Origin of the sequence: Glutamicibacter nicotianae (assembly GCF_002797775.1) — a bacterium.
Taxonomy (GTDB): Bacteria; Actinomycetota; Actinomycetes; order Actinomycetales; family Micrococcaceae; genus Glutamicibacter; species Glutamicibacter nicotianae.
In genome coordinates, this window is the sequence record NZ_PGEY01000001.1 from 88,756 (window position 1) to 101,239 (window position 12,484).

12 protein-coding genes are annotated in these 12,484 nt (G+C 65.0%); 6 read left to right on the forward strand and 6 right to left on the reverse strand.

The features are described from left to right. The first annotated feature begins 40 nt into the window (after positions 1 to 40). The 3 genes from hpaH to ATK23_RS00410 all read left to right on the forward strand — a co-directional run bounded on the left by hpaH (position 41) and on the right by ATK23_RS00410 (position 3,015). Complete coding sequence (gene hpaH, locus ATK23_RS00400) at positions 41 to 826, forward strand: 2-oxo-hept-4-ene-1,7-dioate hydratase (protein WP_066140095.1); 786 nt, start codon at positions 41 to 43, stop codon at positions 824 to 826. Next, positions 811 to 1,620 (forward strand): aldolase/citrate lyase family protein, encoded by an 810-nt coding sequence (locus tag ATK23_RS00405; protein WP_174520605.1) that lies wholly within the window; start codon positions 811 to 813, stop codon positions 1,618 to 1,620. The genes hpaH and ATK23_RS00405 overlap by 16 nt, the downstream gene beginning before the upstream one ends. Positions 1,621 to 1,725: 105 nt before the next feature. After that, a complete protein-coding gene (locus ATK23_RS00410; protein ID WP_066140379.1) occupies positions 1,726 to 3,015 on the forward strand; it encodes a cell division protein PerM in 1,290 nt (429 codons plus the stop codon). On the opposite strand, the gene ATK23_RS00415 is transcribed toward ATK23_RS00410, so the two are convergent. Both ATK23_RS00415 and ATK23_RS00420 read right to left on the reverse strand, forming a co-directional pair. Then, a complete protein-coding gene (locus ATK23_RS00415) occupies positions 3,012 to 3,650 on the reverse strand; it encodes a hypothetical protein (protein WP_066140092.1) in 639 nt (212 codons plus the stop codon). The two genes, ATK23_RS00410 and ATK23_RS00415, sit on opposite strands and share 4 nt — an antisense overlap. 105 nt (positions 3,651 to 3,755) lie before the next feature. Next, positions 3,756 to 4,286 (reverse strand): DinB family protein, encoded by a 531-nt coding sequence (locus tag ATK23_RS00420; RefSeq protein WP_066140089.1) that lies wholly within the window; start codon positions 4,284 to 4,286, stop codon positions 3,756 to 3,758. Positions 4,287 to 4,434: 148 nt separating this feature from the next. Here ATK23_RS00420 and purN point away from each other — a divergent pair, with 148 nt between their 5' ends. Continuing rightward, positions 4,435 to 5,004: a phosphoribosylglycinamide formyltransferase gene (gene purN / locus ATK23_RS00425; RefSeq protein ID WP_038989987.1), complete on the forward strand. Its 570-nt coding sequence runs from the start codon at positions 4,435 to 4,437 to the stop codon at positions 5,002 to 5,004. A 32-nt stretch (positions 5,005 to 5,036) separates the two neighbouring features. Next, positions 5,037 to 6,551, forward strand: coding sequence for an SDR family NAD(P)-dependent oxidoreductase (locus tag ATK23_RS00430; protein WP_066140086.1), 1,515 nt, complete (start codon positions 5,037 to 5,039; stop codon positions 6,549 to 6,551). A 24-nt stretch (positions 6,552 to 6,575) separates the two neighbouring features. Here ATK23_RS00430 and ATK23_RS00435 read toward each other — a convergent pair whose 3' ends face one another. Together ATK23_RS00435 and ATK23_RS00440 are read right to left on the reverse strand one after the other, a co-directional pair. Further along, the gene (locus ATK23_RS00435) at positions 6,576 to 7,265 is read right to left on the reverse strand and encodes an anti-sigma factor family protein (protein WP_066140083.1); all 690 of its coding nucleotides are present in this window, start codon (positions 7,263 to 7,265) and stop codon (positions 6,576 to 6,578) included. Next, complete coding sequence (locus tag ATK23_RS00440; protein ID WP_038990211.1) at positions 7,262 to 7,765, reverse strand: sigma-70 family RNA polymerase sigma factor; 504 nt, start codon at positions 7,763 to 7,765, stop codon at positions 7,262 to 7,264. The genes ATK23_RS00435 and ATK23_RS00440 overlap by 4 nt, the downstream gene beginning before the upstream one ends. 206 nt (positions 7,766 to 7,971) lie before the next feature. Here ATK23_RS00440 and ATK23_RS00445 point away from each other — a divergent pair, with 206 nt between their 5' ends. Continuing rightward, positions 7,972 to 8,502: a COG4315 family predicted lipoprotein gene (locus ATK23_RS00445; protein WP_245858242.1), complete on the forward strand. Its 531-nt coding sequence runs from the start codon at positions 7,972 to 7,974 to the stop codon at positions 8,500 to 8,502. Positions 8,503 to 8,595: 93 nt separating this feature from the next. Here ATK23_RS00445 and ATK23_RS00450 read toward each other — a convergent pair whose 3' ends face one another. Together ATK23_RS00450 and ATK23_RS00455 are read right to left on the reverse strand one after the other, a co-directional pair. Then, positions 8,596 to 11,616, reverse strand: coding sequence for an alpha-mannosidase (locus ATK23_RS00450; RefSeq protein ID WP_066140080.1), 3,021 nt, complete (start codon positions 11,614 to 11,616; stop codon positions 8,596 to 8,598). A 108-nt stretch (positions 11,617 to 11,724) separates the two neighbouring features. Beyond that, the gene (locus ATK23_RS00455; protein WP_066140077.1) at positions 11,725 to 12,393 is read right to left on the reverse strand and encodes a histidine phosphatase family protein; all 669 of its coding nucleotides are present in this window, start codon (positions 12,391 to 12,393) and stop codon (positions 11,725 to 11,727) included. Positions 12,394 to 12,484 lie beyond the last annotated feature (91 nt).

Below are 12,484 nucleotides of genomic sequence, written 5' to 3' on the forward strand. Positions count from 1 at the left end.
CTGAACGAGGTTTGAAGAGTAGTGAAAGGTGTAGCCGTCGATGCTATCCGAGGAAACAATCACGGCCATTGCCGATGAGCTGGTCCAGGCCGGCGAGACGCGGACTCCGGTGCCGCGCCTGACCGCGCGTTACCCAGAAATGACGGTAGAGGATTCCTACCGCGTCCAGAACCTGTGGCGCGAGCGGTCCGAAGCGGCCGGCCGTGTGCTGGTAGGCCGCAAGATCGGCCTCACCTCCCGCGCCATGCAGATGGCTACCGGAATTACCGAGCCTGACTACGGGATCATTTTCGACGACATGGTCTACGATTCCGGCGCCAAGCTGAAGTGGGAAGACTTCACCGGCGCCCGCGTGGAAATGGAACTGGCCTTCAAGCTCAAGAAGGATATCGAAGGCCCGCGGGCGAACATCTTCGATGTGCTCGACGCTACCGAATACGTCATCCCGGCCCTGGAAATCCTCGATGCCCGCGTGGAGATGGAAGGCCGCACGATTGTGGACACCATCAGCGACAACGCGGCCATGGGCGCCATGGTGATCGGTGGCAACCCGGTCAAGCCCGAGAGCATCGATCTGCGCTGGGTCTCCGGCATCCTGTTCAAGAACCAGACCGTCGAGGAAACCGGTGTCGCAGCTGGTGTGCTGAACCACCCCGCCGCTGGCGTGTACTGGCTGGCCAACAAGATCGCCCCGCACGGCGACAAGCTCAAGGCCGGGGAAATCATCCTTGCCGGTTCCTTCACCCGCCCCATGTGGGTCAACGCCGGGGACACCGTCTTTGCCGACTACGGACCGTTGGGAACTGTGACATGCCATTTCGAGTAGAGCCGGATCCGTCGCTGAAGGACGCGCTCAAGGACGCCGACCACTCGCTGGCCGGCATCTGGGTGTGCTCGGCCTCCCCGCTGGTCGCCGAGATCTGCGCAGGCGCAGGCTTCGATTGGCTGTTCATCGACGGCGAGCATTCGCCCAACGACCTGCAGAACATCCTGGCCCAGCTGCAAGCGGTGCGAAGCTACCCGGTAGTGCCGGTGGTCCGCCCTGCGGTCAACGACCCGGTGACAATCAAGCAGTTCCTGGACCTGGGCGTGCAGTCGCTGATCATCCCGATGGTCAACGACGCCGAGCAGGCCGCGGCTGCCGTGGCCGCCTGCCAGTACCCGCCCAAGGGCGTGCGCGGCGTCGGTTCCGCGCTGGCCCGCTCGGCCCGCTGGAACCGCATCCCCGACTACCTGACCCGTGCCGACGAGACCATCACCATCATGGTGCAGATCGAAGCGGATGAAGCGGTGCGCAACGTCGAGGACATCGTCGCCACCGAAGGTGTCGACGGCATCTTCATCGGCCCATCGGACCTGGCCGCCTCCATGGGAGTGATCGGCCAGCAGAGCCACCCGGACGTGGTCGCCGCGGTGCTCAAGTCGATCAACGCGGCCAAGGCGGCGGGCAAGTATGCCGGGGTGAACGCCTTCGACCAGAAGAGCGCCCGCGAATACATGGCTGCCGGCGCGGACTTTGTCGGCGTGGGCGCCGATGTGGCGTTGCTGGCCCGCGCCACCGAGGCGCTGGCCGCAAGCTTCTCCTCCGAAGCCCAGGGCGCCACCCCGGACAGCTACTAGCCCGGGCGTTCTAGGCAACCCTTCAGCTCATCATTGCGCGTCGATCGAGGCCGGTCGGCGCCAATGGTGGCACCATTGAAGATGATGAGCCGCGAAAAGAAACCCATGAAGGCAGTGATGTTGCGCCTGCGCAACGGCTGGCCAATGCCCCTGGCGTTGCAGGGGGTCTTCGAGATACTGCAATCCGTGGTCTTTTGCCTTGCCCTGATCACGCTGCCGCTGGTCGCCGTCTATTTCAGCGGGGGCTTTCTGGAAGACTCCTTCGAGGCGATCCTGCAGTTCGGCGGCCTCATCTGGCTGCTCGTCCACGGCGTGCCGGTGGAGATCCTGAATCTCGGTCCCGAAGCGGACCCCAGCTCGGTGACTGGATGGCTCACGCTGATCCCCCTGGGGCTGTCGCTGGTGCCCTTCCTGTTCTGCCTGCGTGCCGGACGGCGCATCGCCCGCGCATCCTACACCGACCAGCTCTGGCAGGGGTTGGCCGGAGCCTTCCTGGCCTACGGGGCCATCGGCACCGGCATCGGTTTCCTTGCCAATAATTCCTATGCGCGGGTCAATATCCTTGCCGCCGCCTTCATCCCGCTGATCATCGCCCTGCTGGGCCTGATTATCGGCGCGCGCCGAGAAGCCGGCTCCTGGGCCCGCCTGTTCGGTGTTGACATGGCCGGGTATATCCAGCGGATCTCGCCGCATCGCCGCTGGGCCGGATCCTATGTCTGGCATGTAATCGTCGCCGGATTCCTCGGCTATGTGGCCGCCGTGGGAATCTCCGGGTTGCTGCTGACCATCAACCTCGGGGTGCACTGGACCGATGTCGCCAACGTGTCCCAGGAGCTGCGCCCGGGACCGATCGGCTCGGCAGCGCTGACCCTGGTGCAGCTGTCCTTCATTCCGAATGCGGTGTTCTGGGTCTTGTCGTGGATCAGCGGCGGCGGGTTCAGCATCGGCACTGGCAGCACCCTGTCCACCCTGGAAACCACGGTGGGCCCGCTGCCGTCGATTCCAATGCTCGCGTCCCTGCCCTCCGGGGACATGGCGCACCAATGGCTGTTCCTGCTGATCCCGGTGGCCGCAGGCATCGTGGCCGGCTGGTATTTCCTGCGCGTGGGCGAGAACCACCTCGAAGACTGGTTTGCCCGCAGGATTCCCTTCAATGCCTTGTCGCTGGGGGCCTCGACCGCATGCTTGGCGGTCTTCACCGGGGTCGTGACCGGGCTGCTGAGCCTTGTCGGTTCCTGGCTCTCCTCCGGTTCCCTGGCCATCGGCCGGCTGGTCGAGATCGGCCCGAACATGTGGGCCACCGCCGGCGCCCTGGCACTGCAAATCGGCTTGGGCACCGCCATCGGCTACCTGATTGCCCCGCTCTTCGAAACAGACCCGGTGCTCGAAGGCTAGGTCAGGCTGGCCAGCACCAGCGGGTCGCCCTCGGGGCGGTTGATGGTGATCTGTCCCAGCGTCGCGGCGGTTGATTCTTCCATCACCAGCAGCACGGAGTCGTTTTCGGTGACTACCTGGATATCCTCGGCGGCAAGCTCAGGGTGCGAGGCGCGCATTTCGGAGACGGCGTTCTGAACCGTCTCGCCGCTGATACCGGCAGGCATCAGGTAGGTGACGATTTCCAGGCTGTTCTCGCCGCCGTTGACCTTGAGCGGAACCCCGTTCTCCACCACGTAATCCATCGTCGGGCAGGTGGTCCCGGCGATCTCGTAGTCGCCGCCCTCTTCCACCGGCTCGGGAATGGCCACCATGCACAGTTGGCCTTCGTTGCCGACCGCGACATAATGCCGGCCGAAGTCCGAGGTGGCCAGCAGGTGGCGGGTTTGCGGGTCGTAGGATTCGGTATCCTCGAAGCCCTCGGGAAGCTTGTCGTCATCGTCCTGCGTTTGCGCCAGCAGCGGCAGGTATTCCTCGGCCGAAGGGACCGGAACATCGCTTGGTGCGCTCTGGGGAGTCCCGGCCGAACATGCCGTCAGGGTGATCAGCCCGGTGATTGCCAGTGCAGAAACTTTTCCGAAATATGCCTTTGGCATGGACGCCTGGCTCCTTACGTAGACCTGTTTTCGCGCATACGCCAAGAAGTCTAGCCAAAGGCCACAACCCATTCCATTGACCTGCTGGGTCCGTGTCGGGCACAGTTAGCTGATTTCCACACCCAGATCCCACAGGTGATGCACGAGATCATGCCAGGCATATTGGTTCAGCGTTTCCACGGTAAACGCGGCGCCGTTCGAGCGCAGGCCGCGGCGGGAATACTGCGCCGGATCCAGGCTCTCCAGTATCGCGGCGTAGCCCGCGGCATTCTTCCGCAGCAGCTCGGCGACCTGACCGGCTCCCAGCGCGTTGTAGTTTCCCGCCTCGGCCGCCTGGTCCTGGTCCCAGTTGGGGAACTCCGGTTCATCGCGTTCCAGCATCAGGGTGAAGCGCCCGGTCATCACCTCAAGCATTTCGGCGACGTGCGCCACGTACTCCTGCGCGCTCCAGCGCGCAGGGTTGGTGCGGATGGCAGCATCGGGACGTGAGAGTACCGAGATGTAGCGCTCCACGTGTCCAGGCAGCTGCTCAATGGCATCGCCCGGCGAGATACGGCGCACGTCATAGCCGCACTGCTCGCACACCGTATCCAGGACAATTGTCCAGTCCTTGCCGTCGGGAACTATCTGGCTCATCAAGACCTCCACATCGAACTGCGTTGTTAAGGCCAGTCTATGGCCGGTACAGCACGCGGGCATCGAATATGGCGGCAGCAGGGGAAACGCAGTGCAACATTGCGTCCGGGTTCAAGGGAGGCAAGAAGCGAACCGTAGAATTGAACCCATGCGCATTGTGGTTTTGGTTTCAGGTACCGGTTCTAATCTCCAGGCAGTCATCGATGCCGTCGCCAGCGGCGAACTGGAGAACGTCGAGATCGCTGCCGTCGGCGCAGACAAGCACGGCACCTACGGGGTGGAACGCTCGGCTGCCGCCGGCATCGAGACCTTCGTGGTGAACTTCAAGGACTATGCGGACCGCGGCGACTGGAACCATGCGCTGACCGAAAAGTGCCTGTCCTACGCCCCGGACTATGTAGTGTCCTCCGGATTCATGCGCATCGTCGGCGAAGAGTTCATCAATGCCTTCGACGGCACCTACATCAACACCCACCCGGCCCTGCTGCCGTCCTTCCCGGGCGCCCACGGCGTGCGCGACGCGCTGGCCTACGGTGTGAAGGTCACCGGCTGCACCGTGCACATTGCGGATGCCGGGGTGGACACCGGTCCAATCCTGCGCCAGGAAGCGGTGGCCATCGAGGACACCGACACCGAGGAATCCCTGCACGAGCGCATCAAGGTAGTCGAGCGCCGCCTGCTCATCGCCACCCTGGCGGATCTGGCCCAAGGAAACTAGCCGGCGGCCCACCACGTAAAATTGGTGGCGAGATGAATGAACTGACACCGCCGCCCGGGCAGGCAACCGAAACCGAACTGTTCACCGACGAGGAACTGGCGACCGCGCTGAAGGTGCTCTCCGTGGTGCACACGCTGGACTCCGCGGATGAACGGCATATCGCCGTGCGCCGCGCGACCAGCAACATGTTCAAGGCTGCCAAGCGCTACCGCAAATCCCAGAAGCGCGCCGAGATCAGCGCCGCTGACCGCGCGCTGATCGAGCGGACCGCCACCGGCTCGCCGCAGCGGCTGGACGACGAGACCCTGGGCCTGGATCTGAGCACCCCGACCCGAGGGCAGAGTGCCGGGGAATTCCGCAAGCCGCGCGGCTGCTACATCTGCAAGCAGCGCTACACCACGGTGGATGCCTTCCACCACTATCTCTGCCCTGACTGCGCCGCCGCCGGGCGCGAACGCCGCGATGCCCGCGCCGACCTGTCGGGCAAGCGCGCGCTGCTCACCGGCGGCCGGGCGAAGATCGGCATGCATATCGCCCTGCGCCTGCTGCGCGATGGTGCCCACACCACCATCACCACGCGCTTCCCCAAGGACGCTGCCCGGCGCTTCGCCGCATTGGAGGACAGCGCGGACTGGATGCACCGGCTGCGCATCGTGGGCATCGACCTGCGCGACCCCGCTCAGGTGATCTCGCTGGCCGACCGCATTGCGGCCGAGGGCCCGCTGGACATCCTGATCAACAATGCCGCGCAGACCGTGCGCCGCACTGCGAACTCCTACCAGCACCTGATCGAAGCAGAGCTGCAGCCGCTGGCCGGTGAACTGGCCTTCGGGCAGGGCGGACCTCAGCTGTGGGGCGAGGCGAACCCGCCGGCCGAGCACCCGCGGGCGCTGGCCAGCGCCTTCCGGCTGGAGGATTCCGCGCTGCTGGCCCCGAGCACGCTGGGCGGATACGACGCGCAGCAGCTCGCGGACCTGGCGATGACCGCCGGTTCAGCCTCCCTGGAGCGCATTGCCGCGGGCACCGCCATCGATGCCGGGGGACTGGTGCCGGATGTGGTCACGGAGAATTCCTGGACCCAGATCCTCGGGGATGTGGATGCCCTGGAAATGCTGGAAGTGCAGCTGTGCAATGTCACCGCGCCCTTCCTGCTGGCCTCCCGGCTGCGCCCCGCGCTGGCCGCCTCCGAGGCGCGGCGCAAGTACATCGTGAACGTCTCGGCCATGGAAGGCCAATTCTCCCGCCGCTACAAGGGCGCCGGGCACCCGCACACCAATATGGCCAAGGCCTCGCTGAACATGCTCACCCGCACCAGCGCCGAGGAAATGCTCGCCACCGACCGGATCCTGATGACCGCGGTGGACACCGGGTGGATCACCGACGAGCGCCCGCACGATTCCAAGGTTCGCATGGTCGCCGAAGGCTGGCACGCCCCGCTGGATCTGATCGACGGCGCCGCCCGCGTCTACCAGCCCATCGTTGACGGCGAGCGCGGCATCGACCTGTACGGCTGCTTCCTCAAGGACTACCAGCCCTCGCCGTGGTAGGAAGCCGCGCGTGCTGCGCCGGGGCTAGGACGCACCCTGTCGGCCCAGCGGCACCTCGGCGAGCACCGCCGAGCCGGCATCGCGCAGCTGGATCACCGAAATGTCGTTCAGCATCACCGGCACGGCGCCGGTCATCTGCGTCGTGCCGGTAGTTGTGGCCAGCCAGGCTCCGGCTTGCTCGGCGCTTCCCGCCGCATCCAGCACCCACAGCGAAAGCTGGCCATCGGTGGGCAGGTCGCGGCCGTCGAAATGGACTTCGGTGCCCCAGGCCTTGGCCTTCAGCCCCAGATCCACCTGCGCGCCGGTGCCGCCGCGCACCTCGTAGCTGGCATCCGTTGCCGGCGCCTGCGCGGGGAACAGCACCGGAGAGAGCCCGAGCCCCAGCGCCACCGATGCTGCCACGGCCGCTGCCAAGCCGGCGCCCTTCACGATCCTCCGGCGCCGCCGCCGCGCCCGCAGGCCATCCAGTGTTCGCTCCGGTGGTGCCTGCCCGTGCTCGGCGGTTTGCTCCGCAGTCTGCTGCGCGGGCCGCTCCATGAGCAGGGCATGGGCGGTGGCCTCGTCCAGGGCGCGCAGCCGCGGACCGATGGCGCCGAACTGCTTGGCCTCCTGCTGGCATTGCTGGCACCCGGCCAGGTGCGCTTCGAATGCCGCATGTTCTGCCGGTGCCAACCCGCCGAGCAAGTAGGCCCCGAGGTCGATATGCTCGTTCACTTCTCCACTCCCATTTCGGCCAGGATCCCGCGCAACGAGCGCAGGGCATAGTAGGCGCGGGACTTCACGGTACCCTCCGGGATCTGCAGCTCCAGAGCCGTTTGGGCCACAGTGGAACCGAAGTAATGCAGATGGACTACCACCTGCCGATGCTCAAGGCTCAAGCGCATCAGTGCTTCCTCCATCAAGATCCGGTCCAGCGCCTCGGCGATGCCGGCGGTCGAATCCCTGGACTCGGGGTCGACTTCTCCCAGCGGGATTGCCGAGATCCTCGCGGCGGCTCGGCGATGCCTGTCGATGATGACATTGCGCGCCGTGGCAAAGAGGTAGCTGCGCAGCGAACCGGTCACCTCCGGCGAGGCTCTCCAGACCCGCAGCACCGTTTCCTGCACCACGTCGTCGGCTTCCTCCTGGCTGCGGGCCACCCGCAGCGCGAAACGCCGCAGGGCATCGCCATGCTCCCGGTAGATATCGGAGACTATCTGCGCATCCAAGGGCACCTTCTTCGGGTTCGGCTTCCTGTGATCCAAGGCTTCACTTCCCTAGACGCAGCGCAGCGGCAAATAGTTCACCCATGCCCCAAGTATGCATAAGAACTTCCCTGGCCGGTGAACCAGATCACGATTCACTGCGTCTTAGTGGGTGAAGGCGTGGCAAGCACGCTGCCCGAGAATGCGGCTGAGCCTGCATGACGAGAGGAATGACCATGGGCAAGAAGAACAGCAAGCCGTTTGCGGTTGCAATGGCAGTCCTGTGCTCCGCGGTGTTGCTGCTGGCGGGATGCAGCGGCGGCACCGGTTCCGGCAACGGCGGCGGGGACGGTTATGGTGGCGGTTATGGCGGCGGGGTAGACAGCGCCAGCGAAGCGCCAAGCGAAAGCGGGTCCGGCGCTGACTTGGGTGTTGCCTCCACCGGTTTGGGAGATGTTGTGGTGGATTCGCAGGGCATGACCCTGTACTACTTCACCAAGGATGAGAAGGGAACGACGAGCAGCGCGTGCACCGGCGATTGCCTGGCCAAGTGGCCGATCGCCACGACCACGAGCGATGAGCCGGTCCTGGAGGGTATCACCGGCGAAGTGGGCACCATAGAAAGCCCCGATGGCGAAAAGCACCTGACGCTCAACGGCATGCCCCTGTACGCCTTTGCCCAGGATGCCAAGCCCGGGGATACTGCCGGGCAAGGCGTCGGCGGGGTCTGGTTCGCGGTGGCTCCCGACGGGACGATGATTCAATAAGCAATGATCCACTAATCCCTGGCAATCATCGTCGGGAAACCAGCCGGGCCGGCACGCGAAGCTGCGTGCCGGCCCGGTTTGTGGCTCCTGCGGCTACTTGGCCACAGTGAAGCGCAGGGTGCGTACTTCGAACGCGCCCAGCTTCAGTGGCACTGCGCCATCGGCCAGTTCGATGCACTGCCTGTCCAGTTCGTCTTCCAGCAGGCTCACGGTGGATGCCTGCGAGATCTGCGCGTTGACCCTCAGGCTGCCGCTGGCACGGCGTCCCAGGGATTCGTAGACGCGCACCACCAGATCGCCGGAGCGGTCAGCCGCCAGCTTCACGCTGGAGACCACCAATCCCTCGCCGGATATCGTAACCAGCGGGTCCACGCCTTGCGCGCCGTCGATGACGCGCTCTTCGCTGTTCAGCAACGCGCCGGCCGCAGTTGCGGTGGCCACGTCTGCGCCGATCACCAAGCCGTAGCGGTGGGTCTGCACGCCCTGGTCGGTTTCCGGGTCGGGGAAGCGCGGGGCACGCAGCAGCGAAAGCCGCATGGTCGTGGTCACCTCCGCGTCCTTGGCATCACGGGTGACATCGAAACCGTAGATGGAATCATTGATCAGCGCCGCGCCGAAGCCGGGCTCCTCGGCCAGCACGAAGCGGTGCATCGAGGTTTCGAATTTCGCCGCTTCCCAGCTGGTATTCACGTGGGTGACGCGCTTGTGGTAGCCGAACTGCGTTTCGGCAATTGCGTGCTCCGCACGGATATCCAGCGGGAAGGAGACCTTCAGGAACTTCTCGGCCTCATGCCAATCGGTGCTCTGCGAGATCTGCAGGGTCCGCGAGCCGGGAGCCAGCGACAGTTCCTGCACCAGCGTGGACTGCGAGAAGCTGCGGGCAATCGTGACGACTTGGCTGCCGTCCTCGCGCGAAGACAGCTCAAGGCTGTCGAGCTCGCGCACGTCGGTGACCTGGTTGCGGTAGTACTTGTCCACGTCCCAGGCATCCCACATGTTCGGGAAGTCCTGGTGCAATTGCAGCAGGTTCGCTTCCTGGCCTGCGGCGATCGTTTCGCGGCCGGTGGCCAGATCCACGGCGGAGGTCAGCAGGCCCTGGGCATTGATCGCCACACGAACCAGCGAGTTCTCCAGGACATAGCCGCCGTCCACGGCGGTTGCCCTGACCGGGGACGCGGCAGCAGGCTGCACCGGCTTGGCCTGTCCGAAGGCCAAGGAATTGCGGGTGAACGCGGCACCGTTGAACGCAATCGGGGTGGATCCTTCGCCGGCCAGCTGCTGCTGGGCGGTGCGGATCAGTGCTTCGGCCTGCTCGATCACCTGCGCATAGCGGGCCACGACCTCGCGGTGCACCCACGCAATCGAGGTGCCGGGCAAGATGTCGTGGAACTGGTGCAGCAGCACCGTCTCCCACAGTTCGTCAAGCAGTTCATAGGGATAGTCGGCTCCGGTGCAGAGCGCAGCGGTGGCGGCCCACAGCTCGGCTTCGACCAGCAGCTGCTCGGTGCGCCGGTTGCCCTGCTTGGTCTGGTGCTGGCTGGTCAGCGTGGCGCGGTGCAATTCCAGGTAGAGCTCGCCCACCCAGACCGGAGGGTTGGGCAGTTCGGCCTTGGCCCGGTCGAAGAAGTCGTTGGGGTGTTCCCAGGCCACCTTCGCGCTGCCTTCCAGGTTGGCCAGGCGCTTGGCCTTGCCGGTCATTTCGCGGGTGGTGCCGCCGCCGCCATCGCCCCAGCCCACCGGCGCGATGGAATTGTTCGTGACCCGCGCTTCGCGGAACTGGCGCGATGCCTTGGCGACCTCCTCGCCGGAAAGCTGCGAATTGTAGGTGTCCATCGACGGGAAGTGGCTGAACATGCGCGAGCCGTCGATGCCTTCCCAGTCGAAGGTGTGGTGCGGGAACTTGTTCTGCTGGTTCCAGGAGATCTTCTGGGTGAAGAACCATTCGAAGCCGGCACGGCGCATCAGCTGCGGCAGGGCGGGGGAGTAGCCGAAGGAGTCCGGAAGCCAGACGCCCTTCGAGGTGATGCCGAATTCCTTGCGGAAGAAATTCTGGCCGTAGAGGAACTGGCGGACCAGTGATTCGCCCGAAGGCATCACGGTGTCGGATTCCACCCACATGCCGCCCAGCGGCAGGAAGCGCCCGTCGGCTACCGCCTGCTTGACCCGTTCCCAGACTTCCGGGCGGTGGGTCTTGAGCCATTTGTACTGTTGGGCGCTGGACATGCCGTAGAGGAATTCTTCCTCGTCGCCCAGCAGCTCCACCATCGAGGAGCAGGTGCGCGAGACCTTGCGGATGGTTTCGCGCAGCGGCCACAGCCAGGCCGAGTCGATGTGCGAGTGGCCGATGGCCGAAATCTGGTGGGCGCTGTGTTCCGCCGGGGCGGCCAGGACCTCGGCGAGCTCATCGCGGGCGGCCTGCGCGGTCTGCGCGATGCACTGCAGATCCAGCACGTCCAGGGCGTTGTCCATGGCCTGCAGGATCTGCATCTTGCGCGGCGTTTGCCCAAGCTGCTCCTGCAAATCCAGCAGCACTTCCAGATCCAGGGACAGCTCATGCACCACTGGCTCGAAGACTGCCAGGTCCATCCGGCGGGTGGTGTACAAGCGGCGCGAAGAGGAGGTGAGGATATCGCCCTGCTCGGTGGGCAGGAACGGGTGGTAGTCGAGCAGCACCGGATTGGAGGCGGCTTCCAGGTACAGGTCGATGACCTCGTCGCCTTCTGCGCAGGCGGTGATCGGCACCCATTGGTTGCGCGGATTGATCGCCTTGATGGTGATGCCGTCGGGGCGGTAGACCAGGCCCTCGCATTGGAAACCGGTCATGTTGACGTCAAAGCCCAGATCAATCACCGCTTCGACGCGGCGTCCGGCCCACTGCGCCGGTACCCGGCCCTGCAGATGGAACCAGGTGGTGCCCCACGCCGCGCCCCAGGGCGTGCCAACGGCGGTTGGCTGGTAGTCCAGTGCCAGGCCCTCAGCCGGGGTGACCGGCTCGCCGGGCAGCTCATGCCATGACAGATCCAGCGGCAGGGTTTCCGAATATATCGCTGGAAGGATACGTTCGGTCAAAACGCGCTGGACGCGTCCGATGGTCAGGGAAATGTCGTCGTGCATCAGGGCCTTCCGTTTGTGCGCTCCGCAGAAAATGAGCTCCCTAGCCAGACTACCGAAATATCAGGTGCTGAGCTGGTCCAACTCGCATTCGCCAGAAGTCGGCAGGGCTCAGGCCGCGTCGTCCTCGCCGCCGGTGACATCCTGGTCGAGGGCATCGCGGACGAAGTCCCCACCCAGCGGTTCGGTATCCCAGCGCGCCAGTGACCACTGCCCGCCGATACCCAGCTCCAGCAGGGAACCGCCGGTGTTCTCGATGACCAGCTGCGATGCCGCATCGGGGGACATCTTGGTGGCCCAGGCGCTGAAGACGCGAATGGCCGCACCATGGCTGAAAACCGCTGCGGTTCCCGAGTAGTCCTGCGCTTGCGCGATGGATTCCAAGGCTTTGGAATAGCGTTCGATGAAGTCGTAGCCGTTCGGCCCGCCGGGCATTTTCTGCTCCCAATCGCCGTGCATCCAGGAACGCAGGCACATGACATAGGCGGATCGCGATGCCTCATCTGCCAGCATTTCCAGCTCGCCCGCCGAGATCTCTTCGAGACCGTCAATGACACGCACCGGTTCTGCAATTGCCTCGCTCAGCGGCTGGGCTGTGAGCTGCGTGCGGTTCAGCGTCGAGGCGTAGATCGACTGCAGCTGCCCGATACTGAATACCTGCGGCAGGGCGCGAGCCTGGCGATGGCCCAGCGGGGTGAGACTGGCACCGGGAAAGGCGGTATCGAGCTTCCCGGCAACATTCGACGGGGTTTGCCCATGCCTGATGAGTTGAAAACGCATATCCTCTGCTTCCTTGGCCTAGCGGTCCTGGATCCTAGGGATAGCACGGTTTCGCGCAAACGCGGAATGGCTTCTCGCACGGAAGAAACAT

What these genes read in the sequence shown, in the direction of transcription:
- ATK23_RS00455 (WP_066140077.1), bottom strand. Translation starts at nt 12,393, where the DNA reads ATGCGTTTTCAACTCATCAGGCATGGGCAAACCCCGTCGAATGTTGCC.
- purN (WP_038989987.1), top strand. Translation starts at nt 4,435, where the DNA reads ATGCGCATTGTGGTTTTGGTTTCAGGTACCGGTTCTAATCTCCAGGCA.
- ATK23_RS00430 (WP_066140086.1), top strand. Translation starts at nt 5,037, where the DNA reads ATGAATGAACTGACACCGCCGCCCGGGCAGGCAACCGAAACCGAACTG.
- ATK23_RS00415 (WP_066140092.1), bottom strand. Translation starts at nt 3,650, where the DNA reads ATGCCAAAGGCATATTTCGGAAAAGTTTCTGCACTGGCAATCACCGGG.
- ATK23_RS00420 (WP_066140089.1), bottom strand. Translation starts at nt 4,286, where the DNA reads ATGAGCCAGATAGTTCCCGACGGCAAGGACTGGACAATTGTCCTGGAT.
- ATK23_RS00450 (WP_066140080.1), bottom strand. Translation starts at nt 11,616, where the DNA reads ATGCACGACGACATTTCCCTGACCATCGGACGCGTCCAGCGCGTTTTG.
- hpaH (WP_066140095.1), top strand. Translation starts at nt 41, where the DNA reads ATGCTATCCGAGGAAACAATCACGGCCATTGCCGATGAGCTGGTCCAG.
- ATK23_RS00405 (WP_174520605.1), top strand. Translation starts at nt 811, where the DNA reads ATGCCATTTCGAGTAGAGCCGGATCCGTCGCTGAAGGACGCGCTCAAG.
- ATK23_RS00445 (WP_245858242.1), top strand. Translation starts at nt 7,972, where the DNA reads ATGGGCAAGAAGAACAGCAAGCCGTTTGCGGTTGCAATGGCAGTCCTG.
- ATK23_RS00410 (WP_066140379.1), top strand. Translation starts at nt 1,726, where the DNA reads ATGAAGGCAGTGATGTTGCGCCTGCGCAACGGCTGGCCAATGCCCCTG.